At 50.4% G+C, this 25,991-nt stretch carries 21 protein-coding genes; 13 read left to right on the forward strand and 8 right to left on the reverse strand.

Going from position 1 to position 25,991, the window contains the following annotated elements:
• The first annotated feature begins 57 nt into the window (after window positions 1–57).
• Window positions 58–1,176, forward strand: coding sequence for a carboxysome shell carbonic anhydrase domain-containg protein (locus EBAPG3_RS05720; RefSeq protein ID WP_004178382.1), 1,119 nt, complete (start codon window positions 58–60; stop codon window positions 1,174–1,176).
• Window positions 1,177–1,329: 153 nt separating this feature from the next.
• On the opposite strand, the gene EBAPG3_RS05725 is transcribed toward EBAPG3_RS05720, so the two are convergent.
• From EBAPG3_RS05725 to EBAPG3_RS05745, 5 genes are read right to left on the reverse strand one after another with little or no spacing between them, the layout of a single operon-like run.
• Window positions 1,330–2,829, reverse strand: a complete 1,500-nt coding sequence (locus tag EBAPG3_RS05725; protein WP_004178384.1) for a complex I subunit 4 family protein — start codon at window positions 2,827–2,829, stop codon at window positions 1,330–1,332.
• Window positions 2,822–4,405: a complex I subunit 4 family protein gene (locus EBAPG3_RS05730; RefSeq protein WP_004178386.1), complete on the reverse strand. Its 1,584-nt coding sequence runs from the start codon at window positions 4,403–4,405 to the stop codon at window positions 2,822–2,824. Before EBAPG3_RS05730 ends, EBAPG3_RS05725 begins: the two co-directional genes overlap by 8 nt.
• A gap of 7 nt (window positions 4,406–4,412) precedes the next feature.
• Complete coding sequence (locus tag EBAPG3_RS05735) at window positions 4,413–6,047, reverse strand: proton-conducting transporter transmembrane domain-containing protein (protein WP_004178388.1); 1,635 nt, start codon at window positions 6,045–6,047, stop codon at window positions 4,413–4,415.
• A 4-nt stretch (window positions 6,048–6,051) separates the two neighbouring features.
• Window positions 6,052–9,336: a DUF2309 domain-containing protein gene (locus tag EBAPG3_RS05740; RefSeq protein WP_085921929.1), complete on the reverse strand. Its 3,285-nt coding sequence runs from the start codon at window positions 9,334–9,336 to the stop codon at window positions 6,052–6,054.
• Between the two features lie 2 nt (window positions 9,337–9,338).
• Window positions 9,339–10,814, reverse strand: coding sequence for a complex I subunit 4 family protein (locus tag EBAPG3_RS05745; RefSeq protein ID WP_004179060.1), 1,476 nt, complete (start codon window positions 10,812–10,814; stop codon window positions 9,339–9,341).
• Window positions 10,815–11,305: 491 nt separating this feature from the next.
• Here EBAPG3_RS05745 and EBAPG3_RS05750 point away from each other — a divergent pair, with 491 nt between their 5' ends.
• The 10 genes from EBAPG3_RS05750 (at window position 11,306) to EBAPG3_RS05795 (ending at window position 19,429) form a co-directional block, all read left to right on the forward strand.
• Window positions 11,306–11,500 (forward strand): hypothetical protein, encoded by a 195-nt coding sequence (locus tag EBAPG3_RS05750; RefSeq protein WP_004179058.1) that lies wholly within the window; start codon window positions 11,306–11,308, stop codon window positions 11,498–11,500.
• A 149-nt stretch (window positions 11,501–11,649) separates the two neighbouring features.
• On the forward strand, window positions 11,650–12,600 hold the full coding sequence (locus tag EBAPG3_RS05755; protein WP_004179056.1) for a sodium-dependent bicarbonate transport family permease: 951 nt from the start codon (window positions 11,650–11,652) through the stop codon (window positions 12,598–12,600).
• A 160-nt stretch (window positions 12,601–12,760) separates the two neighbouring features.
• Complete coding sequence (locus tag EBAPG3_RS05760; protein WP_040852691.1) at window positions 12,761–13,078, forward strand: PG0541 family transporter-associated protein; 318 nt, start codon at window positions 12,761–12,763, stop codon at window positions 13,076–13,078.
• A 121-nt stretch (window positions 13,079–13,199) separates the two neighbouring features.
• Window positions 13,200–13,793, forward strand: a complete 594-nt coding sequence (locus tag EBAPG3_RS05765; RefSeq protein ID WP_004179055.1) for a cytochrome P460 family protein — start codon at window positions 13,200–13,202, stop codon at window positions 13,791–13,793.
• A 333-nt stretch (window positions 13,794–14,126) separates the two neighbouring features.
• Window positions 14,127–14,618, forward strand: a complete 492-nt coding sequence (locus EBAPG3_RS05770; protein WP_004179053.1) for a winged helix-turn-helix domain-containing protein — start codon at window positions 14,127–14,129, stop codon at window positions 14,616–14,618.
• A 1,178-nt stretch (window positions 14,619–15,796) separates the two neighbouring features.
• Window positions 15,797–17,152, forward strand: coding sequence for a SulP family inorganic anion transporter (locus EBAPG3_RS05775; protein WP_004179049.1), 1,356 nt, complete (start codon window positions 15,797–15,799; stop codon window positions 17,150–17,152).
• Between the two features lie 85 nt (window positions 17,153–17,237).
• Complete coding sequence (locus EBAPG3_RS05780; protein WP_004179048.1) at window positions 17,238–17,666, forward strand: universal stress protein; 429 nt, start codon at window positions 17,238–17,240, stop codon at window positions 17,664–17,666.
• Between the two features lie 158 nt (window positions 17,667–17,824).
• Window positions 17,825–18,031 carry a hypothetical protein gene (locus EBAPG3_RS05785; protein ID WP_040852689.1) on the forward strand — a complete coding sequence of 69 codons (207 nt, stop codon included), beginning with the start codon at window positions 17,825–17,827 and terminating at the stop codon, window positions 18,029–18,031.
• Window positions 18,032–18,180: 149 nt separating this feature from the next.
• On the forward strand, window positions 18,181–18,609 hold the full coding sequence (locus EBAPG3_RS05790) for a hypothetical protein (protein ID WP_040852687.1): 429 nt from the start codon (window positions 18,181–18,183) through the stop codon (window positions 18,607–18,609).
• Between the two features lie 229 nt (window positions 18,610–18,838).
• The gene (locus tag EBAPG3_RS05795) at window positions 18,839–19,429 is read left to right on the forward strand and encodes a gamma-glutamylcyclotransferase (RefSeq protein WP_081607285.1); all 591 of its coding nucleotides are present in this window, start codon (window positions 18,839–18,841) and stop codon (window positions 19,427–19,429) included.
• 131 nt (window positions 19,430–19,560) lie between these two features.
• Here EBAPG3_RS05795 and rsgA read toward each other — a convergent pair whose 3' ends face one another.
• From rsgA to EBAPG3_RS05810, 3 genes are all read right to left on the reverse strand, one after another.
• Window positions 19,561–20,352 carry a ribosome small subunit-dependent GTPase A gene (gene rsgA / locus EBAPG3_RS05800; RefSeq protein ID WP_004179043.1) on the reverse strand — a complete coding sequence of 264 codons (792 nt, stop codon included), beginning with the start codon at window positions 20,350–20,352 and terminating at the stop codon, window positions 19,561–19,563.
• 110 nt (window positions 20,353–20,462) lie between these two features.
• Window positions 20,463–20,804: a 4a-hydroxytetrahydrobiopterin dehydratase gene (locus EBAPG3_RS05805; RefSeq protein WP_004179042.1), complete on the reverse strand. Its 342-nt coding sequence runs from the start codon at window positions 20,802–20,804 to the stop codon at window positions 20,463–20,465.
• A 202-nt stretch (window positions 20,805–21,006) separates the two neighbouring features.
• On the reverse strand, window positions 21,007–22,263 hold the full coding sequence (locus EBAPG3_RS05810) for a M48 family metallopeptidase (protein WP_040852686.1): 1,257 nt from the start codon (window positions 22,261–22,263) through the stop codon (window positions 21,007–21,009).
• A 102-nt stretch (window positions 22,264–22,365) separates the two neighbouring features.
• Here EBAPG3_RS05810 and orn point away from each other — a divergent pair, with 102 nt between their 5' ends.
• Together orn and glgP are read left to right on the forward strand one after the other, a co-directional pair.
• On the forward strand, window positions 22,366–22,911 hold the full coding sequence (gene orn, locus EBAPG3_RS05815) for an oligoribonuclease (protein ID WP_004179038.1): 546 nt from the start codon (window positions 22,366–22,368) through the stop codon (window positions 22,909–22,911).
• Window positions 22,912–23,256: 345 nt separating this feature from the next.
• The gene (glgP, locus tag EBAPG3_RS05820) at window positions 23,257–25,812 is read left to right on the forward strand and encodes an alpha-glucan family phosphorylase (protein ID WP_004179037.1); all 2,556 of its coding nucleotides are present in this window, start codon (window positions 23,257–23,259) and stop codon (window positions 25,810–25,812) included.
• The last annotated feature ends 179 nt before the right edge of the window (window positions 25,813–25,991 follow it).

Consider the following 25,991-nt stretch of genomic DNA (forward strand, 5'->3'; position numbering starts at 1 on the left):
TCTATGTTAATATTTTCACCTCTCACTTATCCATATTAAACGATCGGAGTTCACAGAATGTACACGAATGTTACCCGCCTACCCATCGAAAAGCGTATAGACTGGCTATTCAATCTTGCTGACCGTCACGGTGCGACTTTCCGGAGTCCGGACGCCTGGTTGGCACGCGAGCGCTATCTCGCCGAACATCCCACCGCTATTGCTGTGCTGAAGTGTATGGACGGGCGTATTAATCTTTCCGTAATGACCAATACGCCAGCAGGCATTCTGATGCCGTTCCGTAATCTCGGGGGCGCATTCGATCTGGGCTGGCCGCATTTGGGCGAGGTGCTTGCCCATCATGTGCAGGGTTGGATAAGGTCCGGCCGACGGGTGCTGTTTCTTGTTACCTATCACTATTCCAAAGGCGATCCGCACCGCGGATGCGCCGGTTTCAATTACGATACCGAGGCTGCATTTGCTCACACCAAGGTGATCCGGCGACAGATGGAACAGATCTTCGGCTTGGGGCATACGACCATTTACCCTCTTATCTGTGGTATTGAAACTGACGAGGATACGATAATCGTGCATGGCTCCACGGGTGAGAAACTCGATTTGTCGCAGCTCACGCCGGATGAGAGCGAAACCTTGGAGCCTCGTCTTGCCGCATTATTGCCTGATATGCCGCCACAAATGCGCGCCGACCTGTTACCACTGCTGCTCGGTAACCTGGAGAATATCGCGCGAGTACGCGAGCAAGCGCGGCGCCATGAACGGCAGCTGGAGATCGAGCACCGCGAGTGGATGATCTGCGTCGGCCGTGGCTTTGACTTTTTGCACACGCCCAATCAGGCTCTGATCATTGGTCCGTACAGCCCGAATCTCGACGTGCCTATCGGCAAGGCAGGCGGCATCATTCAGTCCAACATGCGCGGTGGGCGCATTCCCGATGACGGATTCCTGCTTCTGGCGTCTGTTCCCTACATGGAAATTGGCATGGATCGGGCGCGTGCCGAGTTGAAATCTATTTTTCTGGCACGTTTCGCGGCGGAGGTGCTGCGCAACGAATTCCCGGCGCTTGCTGAAAAGATGTTCGTTCGCACTGCCGTACTTGACTGGCACTCGCGCACGCTCGAAACGGTAAACGACACTCTGCCTGAGAGCGATCGCAGCCAGATAGCCGCATCATTCTGATACTTCGGCGCTGTCTCCGCTATAGCATGATCGCTGTGGGTTGGTGTTTCATTCCGCGGTAGACAGCGAGCTGAGGGAATTTGGAATAACGGATTTCGTCAGCCGGACAGCGGCATTGTATGGTGTGCTTCGCGGAAAGATCGGCGAAGTCTTTTAATTGATGAGCCGGTTTAGCCACGACTCAGCGGCAATTTTATTGATATCCAGCACGAAGTCAGGAAAAAATCCAAAGAACAATACCAATAATGCGGGGACGCATAGTAGTCCGAATTCACGAGTACGAAGATCCTGTATCTGATTTAACCTGGCATGAACAACCGGCCCAAAAAATGTCCGGCGCATAAAGGACAACATATACGCCGCGCCAAGAATAGCACCCAGCAATGCGGCAACCCCCAGGCCAGGATGTGCGTTTAGCGCGCCAACAATCAATAGCAGTTCTGCAGGGAAGCCGCTGGTGCCCGGTATGCCCATACTGGCTATGGCGAATAAAAAGAAGAAGGTAGTCAGACGGGGCATTACCCTTGCCAAGCCGCCTAGATGGATAACTTCCGTACTCCCGACGCGATGCTGGATAAAACCCGCAATCAATATCAGGCAACTCGCAATCACGGAAAAATTGAGCAATTGAAAGATGGCTCCCTGAATACCTTGCATGTTAAGCGTCGCAATACCCACTATCACCAAGCCAACATGACTGATACTGGCGTAAGCCAGCAGGCGGCGCAAGTTCGTCTGGTGCAGCGCAATCATCGCAGCATAAATAAAAGTAATGGCACCAAAGATACCCAGTACCCAGGCGTATTCGACGGACGCATGGGGTGTCAATGGCATGGCAAAGCGCAGTATGCCAAATGCTCCCAGTTTCAGGCCGATCAATAACGCCGTCAGTTGTGTCGGCGCTTCCACGGCTGTAGTGGGCAACCAGGTATGGAACGGTACCAGCGGAGCCTTAACCGCAAATCCTGTAAGTAAGAGCAGAAAAATAATGACCTGCAAATCATCCGGTATGCGCGTGTTGAGCAGCACGGGAAAGCTGAACGATAAATCATGCGGAATAGCGCCCCCTGTTTGCATGGCATGATTGACCCCCAACATGATGAGGGCAAATAATATCGGCACGCCGCTGAATAACATATACAGCATGTATTTCATTGCCGCGCCACGCCGGTGCGGACCGATGCCCCACAAGCCGATCAGAAAGAAAATGGGGGGCAATATCAATTCCCAGAACAAGAAAAACAGCATCATATCCAGGGCTACAAATACACCCATGGTACCGCCCTCGATAGCCAGCAGCAGGGCAAAATGAAAACGAGGCAGGTGCTGTACCGAGTTCCATGAAGCAATAATGGCGACCAGGGTCAACAATGCCGACATTGGCAAGAAAAGTACGGATATACCATCGATGCCGATCAGGAATTCAATATTCAAGCTCGGTATCCAAGCGTGTCTTTCGACCAATTGAAAATTATTGCCGTCGGTGGCATTAAACCAGTGAACCACAATTAGCGTGACAATCAACTCGAGGCCGGCAATGAATAATGCAACCTTTTTAGCTAAATTGATGTTCTGGATCGTGCCGGCCGCAATGGCGCCCAATAAGGGCAGCACAATGACAAGGCTTAATATCGGAATATTTGCTTCAATCATGCTTGACGCTCCCCGCGGCGCTGCCGGCGGACTCAGCCGGGGCCTCATTAGAATGCTTTCCGCCATACTTGTGATAATACGCGCTCATTCCGGTCGGATCTCTTTCTATATAATTTAGCCAAGGCTCCGTATTGAAACCGGTGCCGATAAGCAATGAGCAGATCGTTATGACAATAACGGGTTCCATTCTGACCATGTATTGGGTATTTCTGAATGGCTGTATGGTGCGTTTTGAACTCGCCATGAATATCTGCTGAAAGGCCAGCAGCAGGAAGGCGGCCGCCAGCACATTCCCCACCAGAATAGCGATGGCGATCAACCAGCCATATTCATCTATGGTGCCTTCAATAAGCAGGTGAGCCGCATCAAATCCCGGTGTGCCGGGCATGACCATCGTGCTGAGCGCGGAAATGAAAAAAAGCAGCGCTATGCTGATGTTGGTATCAAAAAGACCGCCTAGACGTGGGGTAAACGCCGTATGGGTGCGCTCATAAACCAGACCGATACTGAACAGCATGCCCGCTGACGCCAAGCCCCACGCCAGCGACAGAAATATGCCACCATTCAATCCATGCTCGTTGAAACAAAAGATTCCGATAACCAGCATCCCTGCATGGCTGATGACAGAAAAGGCCAATAGCCGTCGAATATTGATTTGCATAAGTGCCAGCAGCGCGCCGTAAAAAATAGTGATCAGGCCTAGCGTGACCACAAATCCTGCCCACTGTTCCGCCGCTTCCGTGACCAGCGGCAGGACGAAACGGGCAGTTGCATAGACGCCCAATTTCAGGCCCACCAGGAAAACAACCGCGCTGGCCACGGTTCCCCGCTCCGCCAGTACCGGCAACCAGCCGTGAAATGGAAATAAAGGCATGCGTATGGCAAAGCCGCAAAACAGAAGAATAAAGATTAACGTTTCGTTTTGTAAAAGAGACTTATTCTGCTTCAGCGTCGACCAGTCGAAACTCAGAGGATGACCGGAATCCATTAATCCAAGGCCCAGCAACAGGAAGCCGGCTAAGGTCATCAGCAACCCCCACCCCCAATACTGTAGCAGGTGGGTGATTACCCAACGCTTTCTTTGGCCCGTACCGCCATGGATCGTCAATAAAATTACCGGTAGCAATTCCAGCAAGGTCCAAACCCAGAACTGGATAACATTCAATGCACAGAAGGACCCTATCAGGATAGTTTCATAGCCAAGCAGGTACGCCACGAATTTCCAGTCAACGGTTCGACGAGTAATTGCCTTATAAACCAGAACAAGGAATGCGATAATCGCCGTTAGAGAAATAAACAGGATATTCAGGCCATCAACGCCAACGCTGTAATAGGTAAAGTCGAAAAGGCGCTGCTGTTCGACCAGTTGAAGCCCGGCTTTTTCAGGATCAAACACGGACATCAGATAAAAACTTAGAAGCAAACTGAATAATGTTCCGGCAAAGCCCAGGCTCATGGCGATGACTGTGGAACGTGAAAACAGGACAGCGCACATGGCCACCAAGGGAATAAGGGTCAGCGTGGTCAGCAGGGGGAACCCCACCGATTCCGACCAGAAAGTGATATCGGTAACCATCAGACCCTCATAACGCAACCAGCAATATGACTGATACAAATAATGCAAGATAACCGGGGTTGAGCAGCAGCCGTTCGATCTTGTTGGCAGCTAATCCAAGTTGGCGGCCGTAGTTAATCAGATCTTCGCCAACGCCTCGTATTACCAGCCGATCTTCGAACCAGTACAGGATTGCAGTGACCCAGCGGGTGAGATCCCCCGCAAACCCGCTACCTCGGGCAAAATCGCTTTCCTGACCCTCCTGCGGCATGGCGGTTTTCTGCTTTTCCAGCTGCGCCAGGCTACCGAAAACGCCCAATGAAGAGTACAAGGATTGCCGCATGGCAACCTTTCGCTTTTCCATCTGAGCCAAGGTAGATATTGTCCGGACTGAGGGGAGGGGAATTCCCATGGCACGATCAACGATATGATCATCAAAATAGGCCAGATCGTGGGCCAGTCCGCGTACCGGTTTTACTAACGCCCAATCGGTAATCTGATCCAGCCAGAAACGCTGTAAAGATGCCACATAAATCCAGCGCAAACTCGCGGTGTCAGGATTAACGGGCTTGATGGGATTGCCCACTATGTAATGCATGAGCGAGGGCGCGAGTAATACCTGATAACCGCGAACCACGGCATGGGCGCAGAGATGCCAGCTCGCCAGTTGCCAGAAACCCAATCCGCATTCCAGAAACATCAGGCCCAGTTGCCCGGTTGTCGCGAAAAACAGCGAACTCTTGGCATCGGTCTGGGTTAACCCTACGATAAAACCATACGCAGCCGTCAGAAAACCTACGATGGCCACCAATGCCATGATCACGGGTGCTCGTTCAAAAATCGGTTGTAACAGAAGCATGAGATAAACGCCGGCATGCACCATGATCGCGCCATAAAATCCCGCACTGGATGGCGTGGGACCCTCCGCGGCGCGAGCCAACCATGGGGCAAAAGGTATCTGCGCTGATTTTGCGAATGCCGCCACGGCAAAACAAAGCGCAATGGAGCTTGCCTGTCCGCTGGTCAGCTGTGTCGACAAGGCATTGAGCTGGGACCAGTCGAGACCCTTGGCCCACGTATAGCTAAGTCCCATCCCCAGAATAAAACCGGCATCACCGATACGGTTGGTGACAAACACACGCGTCGCATTGAAGGCGGCCACAGGACGGTCATAGGCGTAGGCGATTAATAGATAAGAACAGAGTCCGGCGATCTCCCAGCCGATAAAGGTGCCTATCGCATTACCTGACAACACCAGCAGCAACATTGCCGAAGCAAACAGGCTCAGGAGAAAAAAGAAGCGGTGAAAGCCTGCTTCTCTATGTAAGTAGTTGATGGAAAAACGGATTATGATAAATAACAGAATGGAAAACAAGGCTGCCAGTATCACACTGAATCCGGTGGTGAGGAAAGTCACCCGAATATTCAAATTACCGCTCCCCAGCCATTGACCAATACCGAAAGAGCCGATGTTTTTGCCCTGCAAATCAGCGCCCAGCAACATCAGGGCCAGCAGGCACGACAGTATGATGGCCCAACTGGCGATACGCGCCGTCATCGTTTCACTGGCTTCGCCAGTGAGCACACCCAACAGATGACCGATACCGATAACGGCAGCGGCGAGCAATGGGAGTAAGGGGATTAGAACAACCCAAGTATCCATGATGTCAAATTCCCAGTTCGGGCTGCCTTATGAAGGCGGGCGGTAACGGCAGGGTCTGATTCCGGTAATAGTCTGCTGATTTTTGAAAGACCGGCAATTCTTTCGCTTCGGCTTGCCAGGGGATAAAGCCAATCCCGCGTTCAAAGATGAAAATTTCACCGCTATCAGGATCTTTAACGTTCAGATGCACCCAGCCGCCCCCGATCAGTTCACGCAGGCTTTCCTGGCGACCATAAATTTGTTCCAGAACCGAAGTTTTTGCTTCGATCAGAACCTGCAAGCGCATCGCTTCATGAATTTCGATCATTTGCCTGGGTAGACCGGTACGCAAATCGCTGGACGCCCCTTCCATGACACCAAACATTCCCGCAACATTATGCGGAATCTTGGTCCCGCAACCCAGGCGTTCATTATTGACGGTGGAAAAATAATATTCCAGATTAATGCCGGCACCGACCGGGGTAGCAGCCAGCAGGATGCCTTCCAGAATCTTTCCTTCCGGATCCTGCGCCGAATCATAAGAAATCAGAAACACACGCCGATCCAGGAATAGGCCGCGTGTAAATGACCTGCGCCCCACTGCTGCCCAGGCAACGGTGGCATGCCCCAGTTCCGGCCGTGCCTGGGAAAAATCAGTAGCGCGTTCCTGGATATGCTTCAGAGCTTGCTCCGGCGTAGGATTACGCGGGGCGGACGCCAATCGGCGGCAGCGTTCGTGCGCGGACATATACTGCGCACGGCGCAGTTCCTGCTGTATCTTTTTCAATGCACCGAGCCGTTCCGCGGGGATATCGTCAAGGTCATACCAGATAATATCCTCATTGCAGGTATTGTGTTCGGTGCCAATAAACCAAGTGTCGTCCGGAATACCGATACCACGCTCGGCGAGCAACTTGCGTATTTGCGGGCGATTGGCCATCGCCGCGAATAGTCTTGCATTCGGCCCCCCGTGACGACCGCTGCAAGCTCCGCAATCGTAAGCGGCCAGGTGTGGATTGTTCTGACTGATGGAGCCGTGGGCAGACACGAGCACTAATTCCGCGAAGCCATAAGTCAAGCCAATATTGCGTAATAAACCGGCGATACGGTCAGCCTGTTCCTTATCGGTAAATCCCAGCCTGGGGTGTTCCGGCGTCGCGGCAACCGTCGTATCATCCGTTGATGTAAACATCAGTTCTGTGTCGACGGCGGGTGCGACAAACCGGCGGACACCCGCCACAAGTTTCTGCTGGGGTTTAGGGAATAGTGATTTGGCCAGCAATCCAAGAAATGTTACCGGCGCGATTGCATCAATAAGCGGATGTGATGACACCAGGTTGCGGCGTAGACTCTGATGCAGCAGATTGGCGGTTCGACGGACCCATTTGCGGCCAGTGTTATGCTGGATCAAGGCGTGCTCAGTTCCCGCTCTAGGTATTTCCCGTACCTCATTGGCCGGTGTTACCACGATGGGACATAGCGGTGTCACTGCGGTATCGTCCAGACCTTTGTAATTTATGGGCAGGCCAAAAAAACCCGGCGCCCCAAACGTTTCAACGGCAGGATTGAGTTCTTCCAGATGCCTGCGGAAACTTTCTTCGCGATCGTCAAAGCAGAAAATAACTTGTGACTCGGGACGTGTATCGCGTTTCGCCCATCGGCCCTGATTGTGGTTTGCTTGTATCGCCCGGAAAATGTCGTCACGATAATGGCGTTCATAAGCGTACAGCCAGACTTTGCAACGTTCCACCTCGGAAAATTGATCCAGCAGCATCAACATTTCCAGCAAGTCTGCTTTTGGCAGCTCCTGTATAAAGGAAGCGTTCAATCCCAAGTGCTGGCATAAACGGAACAATCGCCAGCCGCTGCTATAAATCGTATGCTTCTTGCCTCGCCGCTCAGCCAGCGGACTGAACTGCCAAGTCTGGATCAGGTCGGCAAGCTGCTGCCAAACCGCACGTTCATGCCGTTCCGAAACAGCAAGCATGGTCAGGGATTCTACCCGTTGGGTCAGATACTCCGGTAACTCTCCCTTATACAGTTGCCTGCGCGCCATGAATTCGGATAGATTCTTATGAAAATAGGTCTGCAAGCTGCTCAATTTGGCTTCGATCCGCCAATTTTCCTGACAGACCTGATTTAACCAGAGCCGATCCAGTGTCAACCGGATTGCCAGGTAATCGGCGAGGTTCGGTTTGGCATCGTTCGCTGTATGATAATCTGGATGGTGCTGACGCCAGTTGATCAAGCCTGACCAGCCAGGCAGCTCAAGCGACAATCGGCGCAGATACCCTTCCCATTTTGTGCGCGGTATCTCAAGCTGCGATAGTTGCAGAATAATCGTGTCCACCGCATCCATGGGGAGTTGCGCGACTATCTGCCGCCAATCAGGTAACTCTTGCAGAAATGGATTGGCATCATACTGGGCAGTTGCCCGCCACGCGGCATAAAGTCCCAACCTGCTGCGCTCAGGTATCTGCCATGCCGCGATACCTTCATCCATGGCGGAAGCGCAGATGCGGATCAATTGCGGCCGAACGGAATCGAGAATATCGATCCCGCTCAACTCCATGATAAAACCGCGCAAGGTAATGCTATCGCCCAGTTGGTCCAGTAAATCATCCAGGACCTTGCCTGCCTGGCGCTGCATTTGCTCATGAATCGATGCCCCGTTTCCCTCATAAACGTGTTCAAGCCATTCTTCAGCCTGTTCCATTGACAAATCCAGCAGATTCTCCGGATGCAGCCCGGCATGCTCCATTTCGAGCTTCGTCAAGATGCTCTCCCAGAGTTGCCTGATGACGTTATCCGGATAGGTACTATCGGCAAGCAATTGCTTGCGGGCCTGTTCAGAGACGTCGGTTTGCACGGTATCCAAGGCTTGCAATTCTTCTATCTGCCAAGTCAGCTCGCTGACGCTTAATGGTTGCAGGTCGAATAACAATGCAATGCGATAGAGGTCTTTACGCCGGACGACTTTATCTTTCACCGTGCAGATGATCGTATCCGCTTCTAACTTCGGATCATGTGCCAGCGCCGCAAGGATATCGCTGTCATCGATACGCTTCTGCCAGTAAAAAGCACGGCTTTGTGTTTCGGGAAGATAGCCGCGAATTCCGGTCAATGCTTCGAAGGCCGCCAGAGCTTCTTCAAAGGGAAGGTGCTGGAAGCCGTGGAGCGTATTATGGTGTACAAAATTCAGAATAGGTGCCTGGCCCGGCAGGACATGATCCAGATGGTTCAGCGCAGCAGTGATGTGCTCACGCGGGCTGCTTGCCTGATCGCCGGATTTAAAATGTGCTTCTTGCATCGCTAACCCCCTAGAATTTTTAGCCTGACCAGGCTGTTCATCTGCGAGATGGTTGCTGTTGACAAATCAATCAGGGACGCGGGCAGCAGGCCGAACAGGACTATTCCAGAAACCAGAATGCCCAGCGCCAGCAGTTCGGGCGGTCTCAAATCTTCAATCTGTTTCATCTGCGGTTTCACCGGGCCGGTGAACAGCAGGCCTACGGTACGGATCGCATAAGCGGTACTGATCAGAATAGCCAGGCTGAAAAACACCATCAAGCCGCCCCATTGCTGAAAACCACCAACCATGGCGTGTAGTTCCGCCACTGCTCCGACCGTTCCTGGCATGCCCATTGCGGCCAGCAACGTTATGGTGGTAAAAAATGCGAAACGCGGCATGACCTGAACCAGCGAGCTGTAATCCTGGATGTTGCGGGTATGGGTGCGGTCATAAAGCAGACCCACCACCAGAAATAATGCACCCGCAATCAGCCCGTGAGCACTCATTTGCAAGACCGCGCCGGTAAACCCCGTTTCATTTAATGTGGAAATCCCCAATAAGACAATGCCCATGTGACTGATGGAAGAATAGGCGACCATGGCTTTAAGATCACTTTGCCTCCAGGCCAGCAAACCGCCATAGATCATGCCGAACAGAGCCAGAAAGACGAGTAAGGATTGTAGAGTCTGGGCGGCCGCCGGCAGGATGACCACCGCTCGGAGTAAGCCGTATGCTCCCATTTTCAGCAATATGCCGGATAGCAGGATACTGACCGGGCTAGGCGCTTCAACGTGAGCCAGCGGCAACCAGCCGTGAAGAGGGAAAATCGGCATCTTGACGCCGAAGCCGATCAGGAAACCGAGGAATGCCCAAACTTGCTGATCCTTGGGCATGTTTTCGGATACATGACTCATCGCGCTCATCAGGGAGACATGTTCCGGCACGTATTGATACACCGCGATCAGGCTGACCAGCATAAAAATCGAACCGCCCATCGTATACAGCACAAAATTAAGACTTGCCGTCTGCCGCCGCTTGCCACCCCAGCGGTCGATCAAAAAAAACATCGGAATTAAGGTGATTTCCCAGAAAATATAAAAGAGAGACCAGTCCTGGGCAAGAAACACGCCCAGCATGCCGAATTCGGTCAGCAGTATGCTGATGTGATATCCCTTGACGCCGACGACAATGCTGGAAGAAGCGAGTAGTGCTATGGAAGTAAGCAGCGTGGCCAAAACCACCATCGGAACGGATAAGCCGTCGACGCCCAATGCGTACGCACTGCCGACTTTGGGGTTGATGGAAAAATATTCGTTGAACTGCAGACCGGCGTTGTGCGGGTCGTAATGAAAAAGCAGGTAACAGGTAAGTAAAAAAGTGAAGCCGGCAAATAGATTCCCGAGATAGCGGGCTATATCGGCGTCCCGGCCGGAGATCAGTGCCAGGATCAGGGCACCAATTGCGGGGGTCCAGAGAATTGCACTCAAAATCCCCATTTTCTTAGTTGTTAAAAACTCCCATTTGTTACCCGTTAAAAACCCTAACTGCGGGATGGTTATTTGTTATTCATATTTTATAGTGTCATGGATTCGACAAAAAAGTGCAAATTTTTTTGAAAAATGGAGATTGCTCTCCACCATTCACAAATTAATCACACTTACAAAATGTTTTCTTCACAGCGGGTATGTTAATTTCCTTTCAAAACGTAATTCGCATCCTTTATAACGAAACTGGCCCCTTCATAAAATTACTTATTTGGTTAATATTCAAATAGTTACATTGACTATATTTAAACTAGTGGCTTGTAATTGAGATTTAATTCGGAGATTGATTTTCATTAAACTCCAGAAGCTGGAAGAAACCCGTCAGCTTAATGGATGGAGAAGTTTAAAAGAATTTACATAAAAATGATATATGCAAGCTGGGTTTTACAGTGCGTTAATTCTGCTTGTGTTCCAGAAATTCTCATTTGCCTGCGGAGGATTGTATGACGGTAATATATTTGGAAGATGTAAAAAGGGCGCGCGCCGAGATCGAAGCGGCAAACAATGTCACCGCCGTCAAGGAGGTAGAAGACGGATGGAAGATTGAGACCAAAACGATTAAAAAATTCATTCCCGGCTTTCTCTATGAGGGGGTCGAGCAGGTGGTGAGACATCTTTGCCGCAACAATAATAAATAGGGTACGTCACGTAAAAGCTCATTCTGAAGGAGATAGAGTAATGAAACGCCATAAGAGGTCGAAGCAATATAAGGGATGCTGCAACACGGCGCTGGGAAAATCGCGCGAATCGATACCACAATCAATAATGACAATAGGAGGATGACGCAATGGCGACCATACAACCAGTAGTGCTATTCTTCATCTTGGGGGTTTTAGCCGGCGTGCTGAAATCCGACCTCAAGATCCCCGAGGCTTTATATAAAAGCCTTAGCATCTTCCTGTTGATCGCCATCGGTTTCAAGGGTGGGGTGTCGATGGCCAAGTACGAGATCATGGAGGTGCTGCCCATCGCCCTGTCGATGGTTGTGCTCGCGGCGCTGATACCACTGACGGCCTATCCCATATTGAAGAAGCTGGGGAAATTCAATCAGGCCGATTCCGGCGCTATTGCGGCCCACTACGGTTCGGTGAGCGCGGTGACCTTTGCGGTTGGCATTGCCTTCCTGGATGGTATCAAGGAAACGTCCGAAGGTTACATGGTCCTGATCATGGCGTTGATGGAGATACCGGCGCTGGTGACCGGCACCATCCTCGCGCGGCGTGGCGCTGGGGGCTCTACCCAGTGGGGCAAGCTGATGCATGAGATCCTGACTGGGACAAGTATTTTTCTGATGGTTGGCGGGGTCATCGTCGGCTACTACGCTGGAATGGTAAAACTTGTCTCGCCGCTGGATAAGATGTTCATGGACCTGTTCATGGGCGTGCTGGCCTTGTTCCTGCTGGAAATGGGCTTGCTGGCATCAGCGCGGTTATCGGCAATCAGGGCAAAAGGGCCGTTCCTGCTCGCATTCGGCATACTATTCCCATTAACGGCCGGGTTCTTTGGCGCATTCCTGGGCGCTTTATTCAGTTTATCCCTGGGTGGCACCATGATGCTCGCTGTGCTGTACGCCAGTTGTTCCTACATTGCGGCTCCCGCAGCCATGCGCATCGCGGTGCCGGAAGCGGATCCAGCAGTGTCGATCGGCGCTTCTCTGGGGGTGACCTTCCCGTTCAACATATTCGTCGGAGTGCCGATCTACTTTGAAATGGCGAAATTTTTCAAAGCAATGTTTTAAAGCATCGGCATAATCAGCGCAAAAAACTATGGACGTACTATCATTACGGAAAAGGCATTAGAAAAGCACTTGTCCGGGGGGATAGTACGTTTCGGTAGCAGGTTATATCAATACCGGGTGGCGCGGTTACACGACACTCTTCACTTTCTAGGAGGAAACAATGAATGCCACGATAGCTATGAAACGGTTGGAGATCGTAATTGATGAGGAAAAGCTCGAAGACCTGATAGCCTTATTGAATGAGGTCGGCGTGCGGGGCTATACATTCCTCAGGCAAGCTAGTGGGCTTGGCTCGCGTGGTACACGGCGCCCTGACGATATTTTTTTCGAACAAACCAACGCCATGATGATTCTCGCCTGCGAAGAAAAGCAGGCGGAGAGACTTGTTACGACACTTCGCCCGAGGTTAAAGGAGTTTGGTGGGATGTGTCTGATTTCGGATTGCGCATGGGTGATAGGACCCGCAGTTTCATACTGATCCGTTCATCAAACTTGAGACGTTTCGCATGGGTAAAGTAAGCCAGAAACTGTTGCCTCTTGTTACCACGGCATGACTGTTTTTTTGCATGGTTATGGTTCCAATAACTCAAGGGGTGGTCATGTTACAAGACAGGATATTTGAGAAAACACTGTTGGGCGGCATTGCGATCTCATTTCTGGCCGGCTTATTCATCACTCAAGCCGCGCCCGTTGATGCGGCGGAACCCCACGCGAAATTTAACAAAGCCGGAGAGCTCATCCGTCCCACCAAATATCGGGAGTGGGTTTTTGTGGGCTCGCCAGTCACACCGAAAGATATGAACGAGGGTAAACCTGCATTCCCGGAGTTTCACAATGTCTACATTGATCCAGCCAGCTGGGCTCACTGGAAAAAAACAGGGATATTTCGCGACGGTACCATTTTTGTTCTCGAAATGGTTAGCGTGGGTGACAAGAAGTCGGCGAGTGGAAATGGGTATTTTCAGGGAGAATTTGGCGGTATCGCGGCAGCGGTCAAAAGCAAGAGACGCTTCCCGGACACACCCAACAATTGGGCTTACTTCGGTTTTAGCGACAAACCCACCGCAGCGGCACAACCTGATGAAGCCTGCGCAGCATGTCATAAGGCTAATGCCGCGGATGATATGGTTTTCATTCAACATTATCCTGTGTTGCGCGCTGGCAAAGGCAAACCCAGGCAAAAGGCTTTTTGAACGTTAGTGTTTCTGATAGTAACAGACCCTACGTCTGAAAACTTGGCCGGACACGTTCATTCTTCCAACTGTTCAGCCAATTTGGTGATCCTTGTTGGCAAGTCCCGGGTCACATTCGCAATGTGAAAGCTCTCGGATATGGCGACCAACGGCAGGACCACAGGGGCGCAGTTAACACTCTGTCAATAAGCCGCACATTATGCAGCGTCATGTTTGACAGAGCGTCGAGTGATCGGAAGCATTTGTTTGATCAAAAGAGACGGAGTCACTGGGACGACGGTTTTCCAAGGTCCATTCTGTAGATTTTACTTATTCACCTGATATGAGTATGCAATGGCGAGACCTGTGACGGGACGTGAATTTGTGAAGGCAGCGAAGGAAAAAATCGTGGCGGCTAAAACGGTTGACGCCCTGCGTGCGGCGCAGGCCTTGCTTCTTCCGCTGGAGTTCGGACTATCGCTGGAACAGACGGCCACCGTCATTGGGCTCTCCAAGAGCCGGACAGGAAAACTACGGACGCGGTTTCAGCGTATCGAGCTGGGTGTCGAACAGGTTAAAACAAAAAAAGGGCTTCGTAATCATGCACGAATGAGCCTGGATGAAGAAATAAAATTCCTTACTCCTTTCATTATTGAGGCACAAGATACTGGCACCCTGCATATTCCACAATTAAAAGCGGAGCTTGAACGATGCGTGGGCAGATCGGTGTCGACGTCGACGGTTTATCAATTACTCAGACGCCACGGTTGGTCAAAACTTGCACAGCATCCGAGAACCGATATGGAAGTGATGCAGGCATGGAAAAGAATGAGTTCAAAAAAATAGACATCACACCAGAAAAGCATCGTCAATGAGCTGCATGTTTCCGGGACCTTCCAATTCCCTTTTGTACATTCGCTAGCTGAATCGTTATTCATGCAACTCACCTAACCGGAACCTCTTTCCGGTTTTCATCTCGCGTAATAAGAAATAGCTTTGGGTCAAATCCCAAGAAGCGGGCGGTGTTCGCCCGCATGAGAAAATCTTCCCTGTTTGCGCCGTCGCTACAATCTTCATGTATACAAAACACAGCCAATCGGTTATGCAGCTTCTTGGTAAGCCCTAAACGTATCTTGAGCGCGTTACTTTCGGAAATCCATACATTCGATAACCGCTTGACTCCATGTAGGTATGTGTTTCCTCCCCGGTAGGTTCTTCAGTACCAGCGGCAAAATCTTGCCTCTGCACATGCGTTTTCGCCAAGCAGAGAGTTCGAAACCGGGATATTCCGCTGTACAGGCGCTGTTTCACTAGGGTTTGCGTACTGAAGTTTCCCGTTGACCGCTGGATGATCGACCACTGGCTTGGTGCAAGCTGTACAAATCCACCCGACGAACGAGCTCGTCGTTAGTCCGCGCTCAGTGAAATATCCGCACTAGCCTCATCTGATTCTGGGTTAACCATAACGATGTAAAACTAAACATCACAAATAGAAAATTCGTGGATTTTAATTGATCAGCTATGTGAGTCTGATCCCTTCCGACGAAGCATGAAAATATATCGGTAACTATTTGATAAATAATATTAATAAATAACTAGCCGCCTGATTCCTTAGTATGTGTCTCTGATATGAGTAGTAACTTTACCTGCACGAATTCCCGATACTTCACAAATTCTTTACAAATACAGAACGGTTTCTTCACAGATGTAGTGATATGTTAGCGTCGTGTTTAAGGTATTCACGAAGCGCAGCAATTTAATATAGCGTTTACGGTGAAGACGGCTTGCATAAGCGGTCATGCGAAACACTATCGGATGGGGTAGCGGATGTGTTTTCGAAGGGGTTGGAGTTACCGGAGGAGCGGGCGGCCATATCTACTTATGAGTTATATAGATCAGCCGCTTATTTATCCGCACGGGCTGCAGGCGTTAAGCAAGATGACAGAACCAGGCTCCGTGGCGGTTTATTCTTTTTGTATGTAAATCTTTTTGATAGTTAAATTTTTTTAAAAAGGATGGGTATTATGAGTTCATATACTTCAGAAAAACCGCTTGTGCCATCGGACGATCACCAGTCCGGCGGGACACGGGAATCGGTTACTCCCGTGGGATCAGCAGGATTTCAGGCCAAATACGTTGCCCGCGATATCCAGGCGGGCATCATAACCGGGGCGATGGCAATTCCCCTGTCCGTCGGTATCGCCTTGATGTCCGAGTACCCAATCAAGGTTGCTCTGGCAACAGTTGCATTTGCCTGTTTCATCGGCTGGATCAATGCCTTCATCAGGCCAGGCAACTATATCGGCGCGCCCGGCGTCGCAGCGGGCCTGGCGCCGGTCCTGGCGATGGGGGTTCACAGCTTTGGCATCGAAAACATGGCGTTCGTTATTTTCCTGACATCCGCCATGCAAGCGCTGATATGGAAATATGACTGGCAGAAATATATTCTGCTGGCGGTACCGAGCTACCTCGTCGAAGGACTGCTGGCGGGGGTTGGCTTGAAGATCGCCCTCAAGTTCCTGACATTTACCTATGAGCTGCCCGCAGATCAGGAGGCGGCGGATGCCTTCTGGAACGGGGCACGCATACAAATGGCGCTCATCTCGCTGGCCGGTTTCGCGACGTTCGTGTATCTGTTCTCGAAATTCAAGGACACGAAACCCGCCATTCCTTACTTTCTCCTCATCGGGGCAAGCATCGTACTGGCGCAATTCATGCCCATGTCCATGCTGCACGTGGATGATGTGGATCTCGCCCTGGCCTTGCCGGTACCTCACTTCGACAGCGCATTGACCTGGATGTATGTGATTGGTTTTGCAGCCATGCTGGCGGTGATCGACGTGATCGAACAGGTCATGAGCAATGCCGCCATCGAGAAGATCGATCCGCTGAAACGCAAATGCAACACCAACAACAGCCTGCTGGCTATCTGGATAGCCAATATGGGTTCCAGCTTCTTTGGCGGCATGACCAATCTGGACGGCCTGGCAAAGAGCACCACCAATAAGCTGGCTGGTGCCATGACCAAGTTTTCCGTCTTCATTATCGGCATCGTGGTCACCTTCTTTGTCATGAATTCCCAGTATCTCGAGTTTCTTCCCAAGTTTTCGCTGGCGGCGATCATGATATTTTCCGGGTGGAAAATGATCATGGGGTTGTGGCACGTCGCGCATTACGGACAATATGCCATGATACTTGCCACCCTTTGCGGATTGCTGGTCTACAAGGTGGGAATTTTCGAAGGCTTGCTGATCGCCATGGCGGTACATGGCCTGGTCAATTACCTGGTTTTCAAGCAAGCTGGCAAAATACCGAGCAAGGTTATTGTCAAAAAGTATTTTGAGAAATTCTCGGCCAACGCAAATGGCGGTGCTGACTGATTGATAGTTTTCTGGAAGTGTACGGCGGGCGGAGAAGTGCCCGCCATCCAGTTTACAGATTTATTCTTTATCAAGAGGAGTTTACATGTACAAGAAAATCATGGTGGCTATCAACGATGACAAAACATCGCAAATTGCTTTGCAGGAGGCTCTGCATATTGCTACCACCGATAGCGCCAAACTATGCATCGTTCATGCTGTAGCGGAATCCTCCAGTGATGTCGACGACCATGATAACACTGGCCGGCAAAGCGGCGTAGGTCTGCTGGAGAGCGCTAAGTCCACTGCAGGTAATGCAATCTCGGTGGAAACGCGTCTATTGGCGGCAGATGGCGAATATGGTCTGAACGGTGTTTCAGAAGCCATCGCCAATGCCGTCACGGAGTGGGGAGCCGATCTGCTTGTGGTAGGAACGAAGGGTCGCCGGGGCTTGGAACGCCTGGTTATTGGTTCGGTAGCCGGGCAACTGGTGAATACCGTAGACACTTCAATTTTATTGGTTCGGGCGCACTAAAAATTCAGGGTACTGCAAAAAAATTTAATAAAGATGTGAAAAATATGTGTATAAAGTGTAAAAAACTTGTGAATTTGTGAAAAATATGTATACTTTATGTTAAGTAATTGTGAAGTTGATTTGGGTTAAATAAACAACATTTTTTAGGAGTATTTTCCATGAAAACGATCTTCTCTTTACTCTTGACTGCGGCTGTTGTGCTGCTGTGGGCTTTTCCCGTTTTGACGTCGAAGGAATTTGATGCAGGCCGGTTTGCCATAGACTTTTGCATATTTATGGGGACTTACCTAATGCTCGTGTACCCGGAGCTTTTCAGCTCCGTGGCGCGTCGCAAGAGGCAATTTACCAGCCGCGTCCCTGCATAACGGAGCAGTCTCTTCGTTTGGCGGGCAAGCGGAAGCGAATATAAAAAGCTTTTATTTGATTTATCGGGCTTTAGCTTTCAGATTAATTGTGATCGATCGCAAATCCGCTTGATCCAAGTGTTCGTTGGTTCGCATTTTTTGGAAGTTACATGAGAAATGGCGTAATTAAAGTGCTTCTGCTCGTAGGTGCAATGCTCACCGGATTTCCGGTTTTTGCGCAGGGCGGTACAGGCAAGGACACGCTCAAGATAGATGTCTCCTGTATACAGAATGCAATCGATGAACGTGATACTGCATTGGCGACTATGGTTGATACCTGGTCGTCATCTGTCAAAAGTGCGCTTGAAACACGGCGTGACTTAGAAAAGGCCAGTTGGAATATCACCAGCTATAAGGAACGACGGATCGCTCAAAGAAAGGCGTGGAGCGACTATGGCAAGGCTCTTCGTAATGCGAATACCAAAAAAAAGAAAGAGCGAGTTAGTGCGTGGAAAAAATTTGATCATGATCGCAAAGAATGTGACGGAGCTTACTCTCCTGAAATGAACACAGGGAGTACTTATGACGCAAATCTCTAGAATAAGAAAATAATTGCATAAGCCATGCAATATGAATGAATTGCCTGAGGTACAACTCTTGCAAGATTCGCCAGTTAAAAGCAGGGAAAAAATGTTAGGAAAGTACGCTGAATAATCAGTCATTGAACGCGCGATCCTTATCCTAATTGTTAAATGTTAGACGATTTATTTAAGTTTTGCATAATGCATTTTTAATTTTTTCTAACCCCTTTTATATATATATTAAATCATGTTAAAAACATCTACATCAACCAGCACATTTCTTTATTTTGCATATGGCGCAAACATGTTATCACGGAGGCTTCATACGCCGGATAGAGCGCCATCCGCTGTAGCAATAGACCTCGGGTTTGTTCAGGGGCGGAGATTCTCTTTTGGCAAGGTGAGTCGCGATGGGTCCGGCAAATCTGATCTTGAAGCAACCGGCAACCTGAAAGATCGGGCTTATGGGGTTCTTTTTAAAATAAATGTAAAAGAAAAGCCGAGCCTTGACGAGGCAGAGGGCCTCGGAATTGGATACAGCGAAGCGAATATTCAGGTCGTTACCGCAACGGGTGTCTACAATGCGTTAACGTATGTGGCGAGCTATAAAGAAAGTCCTCTCCTGCCTTATCAATGGTATAAAGCGTCTGTCATAGCGGGGGCCGTAGAACATGGTTTGCCGGCTGAGTACGTTGAATGGCTAAGAACATTTGAAGCACAACCTGATGCAAATACGAAGCGCCGTACCGAGAGGGAAGCGTTGATATTCGGTGATTTGCCGCTGCATCGCTTCCAGTTCGACATGAGTAGGCGCCAGGCAGCCGTTAACGAGGCATAGGAGTAGGCGTTTCTCATTGCCGAAACGCGTCAGCAGCGGTGCTCATGGGTAGTTGAGTACAAAGTCGTAGCACAGGGCTATTTTTCTACAGCGAAGCGATATTTAATCGTCTTTCGGGCGTAGATTCAAGCTCACGATATAGTGCCCGATAATGTGGCAAGCTTGTGATAGAAATTAAAGCGCCGTCTGCTGATTTTTCCGTCGTGCGCCGCTTCGGCGAGCGCACAGCCAGGTTCATCGGCGTGACGGCAATCATTGAATTTGCATCGTCCGATATAAGGGCGGAATTCAATAAATTCCCATGCCAAGTCCTCGCCATCAATATGGCGCAGCCCAAATTCCTGCATCCCTGGGGAATCAATAATGCAAGTACTTTCATCGAGGTGAAAGAGCCGGGCGTGGGTAGTTGTATGACGCCCGGTATCAAGTGCTATGGAAATTCCGGCGGTAGCACGTTCAGCCTCCGGAATCAGAGCGTTGATGAGAGTGGATTTGCCCATGCCGGACTGACCTACCATAACGCTAAGCTGGCCTTTGAGGTAGGGCAGAAGAGGCGCAGCGCTGGTCTTGGCGCTAATTTGCAGCAGAGGATAACCAAGTTCCCGGTAGAGGGAGAGTGAGGCAGCGGCAGTACGTGTAGGTTCGATAAGATCACCCTTGTTAAGTATAATCAATGCCCTGATACGCTGATTCTCCGCGGCTGCGAGACAACGGTTGATAAGTTCTTCGCTAAAGCTTGGGACGGCGGCCACCACGATAATCATTTGGGTGACGTTGGCGGCGATGAGTTTCTCACGGTAAGCGTCACTACGATAAAGCAGGGTACTACGTGGCAGAATAGTTTCTATCACCCCCTGTCCTGATGTGGTGAGTTTGATTTCGACTCGATCACCGCACGCTGCGCCCCCCTTTTTTCCGCGCATTACGCAGGAAAGCAATGCATGGTTCGCGGTTTTAACAAGAAAATGCCTGCCAAATGCAGCGACTATCTGTCCAGGAACTGCAGATGGGTTAGAAACGCGGCAAGTTGAGCTCAAATCTTGAATAGCGTGTCTATTTTTGCGGCACAAATGAAATCATTTTCGGACAACCCGTCGATGGCGTGTGTGGTGTATTCCACACGGCATTTATTATAGCTGACAGTAATGTCCGGATGGTGGTCTTCGCGATGCGAAATCCATGCGATGGTATTGACAAAAGCCATGGTCTGATAATAATTGTTGAAATTGTAGGTCTTTGCAATAAATTTATCGGAAAACTCCCACCCCTCAAGCTGGTCCATCAGTATGGCAATTTCCGACGGTGAAAGCGGCGGCATCCCGCCTTCACAGGGCCTGCATTGTTTGGTGGCCAGATCGTTGACAATAGTATCCATTAGGGCTCCTGGTTAGTGATTAATCAAGCCGATGCTTATGTTCAAGAAAGGGCACCTCGAAACATTAATTTGGCAACCATTTGATTGCAGGTGTCCGCTTACGTCGTTTCATCGCCACAATACATTGCTCACGCCTCCGATTTGATCAGTCTCTTTAAGTGCAAACTTGAGTTTTCGGTGCGGTGCAGGCATCAAGCAAACATCAATTATGCGCCAGGTTTTGTAGGCGCGCTATTCTGATCGCCGCTGGCGGATGTGTATCATAAAACGCCGAATGCAGGGGATCGGGAGTAAGCGTTGCGGCATTGTCCTGATAGAGTTTAACCAGCGCTCGTATGAGATCGCTGGCAGATGCATTATGCGCTGCATACTCATCTGCCTCGAACTCGTGCTTGCGCGAGTATAGACTTGCCACCGGCTGGAATAGAGAGGTAAACGCGGGCATTATCAAAAAAAACAGAAGCAGCGCCATTGCGGTTGAAGGGATGGAAGAAACAGAAACACCCAATCCCCGGTAAAACCAGTCCTGCTGCATCAAATAGCCCAGTACCCACAAGAACGCCAAACTCATGGCAAACGTCCACAGGATGCGCTTAACAACATGACGACGCTTGAAATGTCCCAATTCATGCGCCAATACCGCTTCAATCTCGGATCCATCCAGACGAGAGAGCAGGGTATCAAAGAAAACGATCCGCTTGGTTTTGCCGAAGCCGGTGAAGTATGCGTTGCCGTGATTGCTGCGACGCGAGCCATCCATTACGAAAAGCCCGCTGGACTTGAAGCCGCATTTCTGCAACAGCTGTTCAATACGCACCTTTAGCGGAGCATCTTCCAGCGGCGTGAATTTATTGAACAGGGGCGCGATCCAGGTGGGGTAAATAGCCAGAACCGCCAGGTTGAAGCCCATCCACGCGAGCCAGACATATATCCACCAGTTTGTACCCATTTGTTCCATTAGCCACAAAACGGCAAATAGCAGGGGTGTGCCCAATAGTATTGACAGCAGGGTTCGGCTTGCGAGATCCTTCAGGAACATGCGAGGTGTCATTTTGTTGAAGCCGAATTGCTGTTCAATAACAAAAGTCCGATAATAACTAATGGGGATTGCAGCCAGACTCATCAGCGACACGGCGCTGATGATGAGAGCCATGCCATGAAAAAGTGGATCGCTCAGCCAGTTCGACCAGAATGCATCCAGGACATTCAGTGCGCCTCCCAAGGTGAATATCAGCAAAAGTACTGTTTCCAGCAATATGCTGGCGTAGCCCAGGCGAGTTTTCGCACATGTGTAGTCCGCAGCCTTCCGATGCGCTTCAAGATTGATCCGTGAAGAAAAATTTGCCGGCACGTTCTCCCGGTGGGCGAGGACATAATGGATATGCCGCATCGCCAGCCACATCCGAACACAGAATGTGAGTAGCAGCGCAAAGAGAAATACAGCTGTGAAGGCTTCCATATCTATTCGCCGATGATTCAATTGATGAGCCCAACGAAAGATGACGGGGGTCCATCGATATGACACAATTACAAATGGTAAATTCAGGAACTTGGTTCAATTATGGCACAAGATAGCAATAACCTCATCTGGATAGATATGGAAATGAGTGGGTTGAGCCCGGACAATGACCGAATCATGGAAGTTGCTCTGGTAGTCACTGATTCTCAATTACAGGTGCTGGCTGAAGCGCCGGTACTCGTGGTATCGCAATCGGAAGCGGTGCTGGATGGAATGGATAGCTGGAATAAGTCCACCCACGCCAAATCCGGTCTGATTGACAAGGTCAAGGCATCCAGGCTTAATGAAGCCGAGGTAGAAATGCGCATGACCGCGTTTCTGCAAGAACATATCTTGCCCGGCGTTTCTCCCATGTGCGGTAACTCGATCTGCCAGGATCGGCGTTTCCTGGCTCGCTGGATGCCCCAACTGGAAGCATATTTTCATTATCGCAATCTCGACGTGAGCACCCTGAAGGAATTGGTAAAACGCTGGAAGCCTGAAATTGCGGCAGGGCTGACCAAGCAATGCAAGCATGAAGCGCTGGCGGATATTTACGATTCCATTACCGAGATGAAATATTATCGCGAATACTTTATTAAAACATAGAATCACCCCAAATCCGGTAGTTGACCGACCATTTAATCGATTACTGTTAAGATCAATAATAATATTTCGTATTATTTGACGCTTACCTTTAGCTGAAGTCGCGCTATGGGATGAATTGCACCGTTTTTGCGGCATAGGGCTGCAACTTCTTCGGATGGACTCCAGGGACCTCGCGAAGCGAGGGCCGGGCAGCTTAAGGGATACCGCGAACACGTATGCGCTTGGTTGCATCTTGCACGGCACCTCAAAAACCACACACTTCACTCATCCAGCTAATAGATTCAGGGTAAGTGCGATCTCCGTGTCGAGATCATCTTTTTCCAACTCTTTCAAGGAAAATCACGTATGTCTTCGGGCACCGCTTTCACTATTGCTGTCAATCCCAAGATTCCTGCTCGCCTGGCGCGTCTCGATGAGCTCGCCAACGATCTCTGGTACAGCTGGGATCGTTCCACGCGCTCGCTGTTTTCGCGCCTGCATCCCGGACTCTGGGGAGCGGTGGGGCATAACCCTAAGGCTTTTCTCAAGCGGGTGGACGAATCGATATTGCTGAAAGCGACGGAAGATCCGGTGTTCATGGCTAATTACAACAGCATAATATCCGCTTACGATTCCTATCAGTCGGGACCGGCACACCCGGATAGCGGCGGAGGTTTTCAGCCAAATGACCAGGTGGCATACTTTTGCTTCGAATTTGGATTTCACGAAAGTTTTCCAATTTATTCCGGCGGGCTTGGCATTCTGGCCGGCGACCATTGCAAGGCGGCGAGTGATTTGCGCCTGCCATTGATCTGTGTCGGCCTACTCTATCGTCAAGGGTATTTTTTCCAGACCATCGATAATCAGGGGAATCAGCAAGTCACCTATACTGACTCGGACTTCGAGGATCTGCCGGTAATGCCTGTATTGCATGAGAACGGTTCGGAAGTACGCATCGAAGTGGATTTGCCACACCGCAAGGTGGTGGTGAAGGTCTGGCGGGCAAAAATCGGCCACGTTACGCTCTATTTGCTTGATACCGATCTGCCGGAAAATTCACTAGACGATCGTGATATCACCCATCAGCTCTACGGCGGCGACAGAATCATGCGCATCGAGCAGGAGATAATACTCGGCGTGGGTGGTTCCCGTGCGCTACGAGAAATCGGAATAGCACCGACGGTATGGCATATCAACGAGGGACATGCTGCATTCATGATGCTGGAGCGCATGCGTGATCTGGTACAGCACGGCCTGGATTTCGCTGGCGCACTGGAGGCGGTGGCGGCAAATACCGTGTTCACTACCCATACCGCGGTCCCGGCGGGGCATGATTATTTCAGCAATGATATGATTTCAACATACTTCGAGGGGTTCTGCCACGACCTCAAGATCACTCGCGAGGAGCTTATTTCATTGGGCCGTGTACCAGGCAGCAACGATTTCAACATGACGGCCCTCGCTATTCACGGTTCGCGCTTTCATAATGGCGTAAGCAAGATACATGGCAACGTATCGGCCCGCATCTGCAAAGATTTATGGGCTCAGATCGAGCCTGAAGAGAATCCGATGGCATACATCACCAATGGGGTTCACGTACCAACTTTTCTGGCGCAGGAATGGTCCGATTTATTCGATCGCTATCTCGGCTATGAATGGCGCACCAATATTACCGACCCTGAGTATTGGTCGCGTATAGAGGCTATCCCTGATCATTTGTTCTGGAGTGTGCGGCAAACATTGAAATCGCAAATGCTCTATGGCATCCGTGCCCGTCTTGCCTTTCAAAATTCGCGCAATCACGGTTCCGAAGCGCATCTTGATCGCCTGCTCAGATTCACCGACCCCATTAATCCAAATATCCTGACACTCGGCTTTGCCCGCCGCTTCGCCACTTATAAACGCGCTGCGCTTTTGTTTGAAGATCTTGACTGGTTGCGAAGAATCGTGATTCATCAAGAACGCCCGGTATTGATGATTTTTGCGGGCAAGGCACATCCCGCTGATGTGCCGGGGCAGGATTTGATCCGGCGCGTCAGCCAGATTGCGCAGCGTCCTGAATTCGAGGGGCAGCTTCTGCTGGTGGAGGGTTACGATCTCCGCCTTGCCCGCCGTCTTGTGGCGGGAGTGGATGTGTGGCTTAACAGCCCTGTGTATCCTCTGGAAGCGAGCGGTACCTCGGGTATGAAAGCGGGCATAAACGGGACGATTAACCTGAGTGTCCTCGACGGCTGGTGGGGAGAAGGTTACAACGGCAAGAATGGCTGGGCTATCAAACCGGGCCCGGAGAATATGGCTCCATCGTTACGCGACAAGGAAGAGAGCAGGGATTTCTATGAAACACTGCAAGACCATGTCGTGCCGCTTTATTACAACCGCGATAAATTCGGTTATTCGCCAGAGTGGGTGAAAATGGCCAAAAACTCGATGATGTCGTTGCTACCGCGATACAACGCAGCACGCATGGTTGGCGAGTATGCCAAAAATTTTTATGTGCCGGCCAGCAGGCAGGGTGCGCTATATGCTGATAAAGATTTCAGCGGCGCAAAAAAAATTGCCGCATGGAAGGCTTTTGTGCGGAAGTCGTGGCGCGGCGTATCGATACGCCGCCTGGACACCCCAGGCAAGTGCATTAGTTTTGGCGAGACTCTGTACTTTGATGTCGCGGTGAGATTGAATGGCTTGCAGCCTGAGGATGTAGTGGTCGAACTGTTGATTTGCCGTCAGTTCAAAAAGACTAAGCTATGCGATTTCAAACACTTCAAGTTCGAATTTTCCGGTATCGAAGAGTCGGGTGAGCACCAGTTCACATTGAACCTTACCCCGGATTTATGCGGAAAACTGGAATATTTCATACGTGTTTATCCATCTCATCCATTGCTGACGCATCCTTTCGAAATGGGCATGATGGTTTGGCTGTAAAAAATCGATGGAACTGGCAGCCTGTCGGATTTAAGGGAAGTCGGCTGCAAAAACCCTGCTTGGGTCCATATTTCGCACTTTTCGGCCAATGAAACGACTGAATGACTATGAGCCCTCAAAATCCATCCCGTCCCGCCACTCTTCCGCTTCGATTCTTCAAGCCCGGCAAGCAGCCAGGA

Origin of the sequence: Nitrosospira lacus, assembly GCF_000355765.4 — a bacterium.
Taxonomy (GTDB): domain Bacteria; phylum Pseudomonadota; class Gammaproteobacteria; order Burkholderiales; family Nitrosomonadaceae; genus Nitrosospira; species Nitrosospira lacus.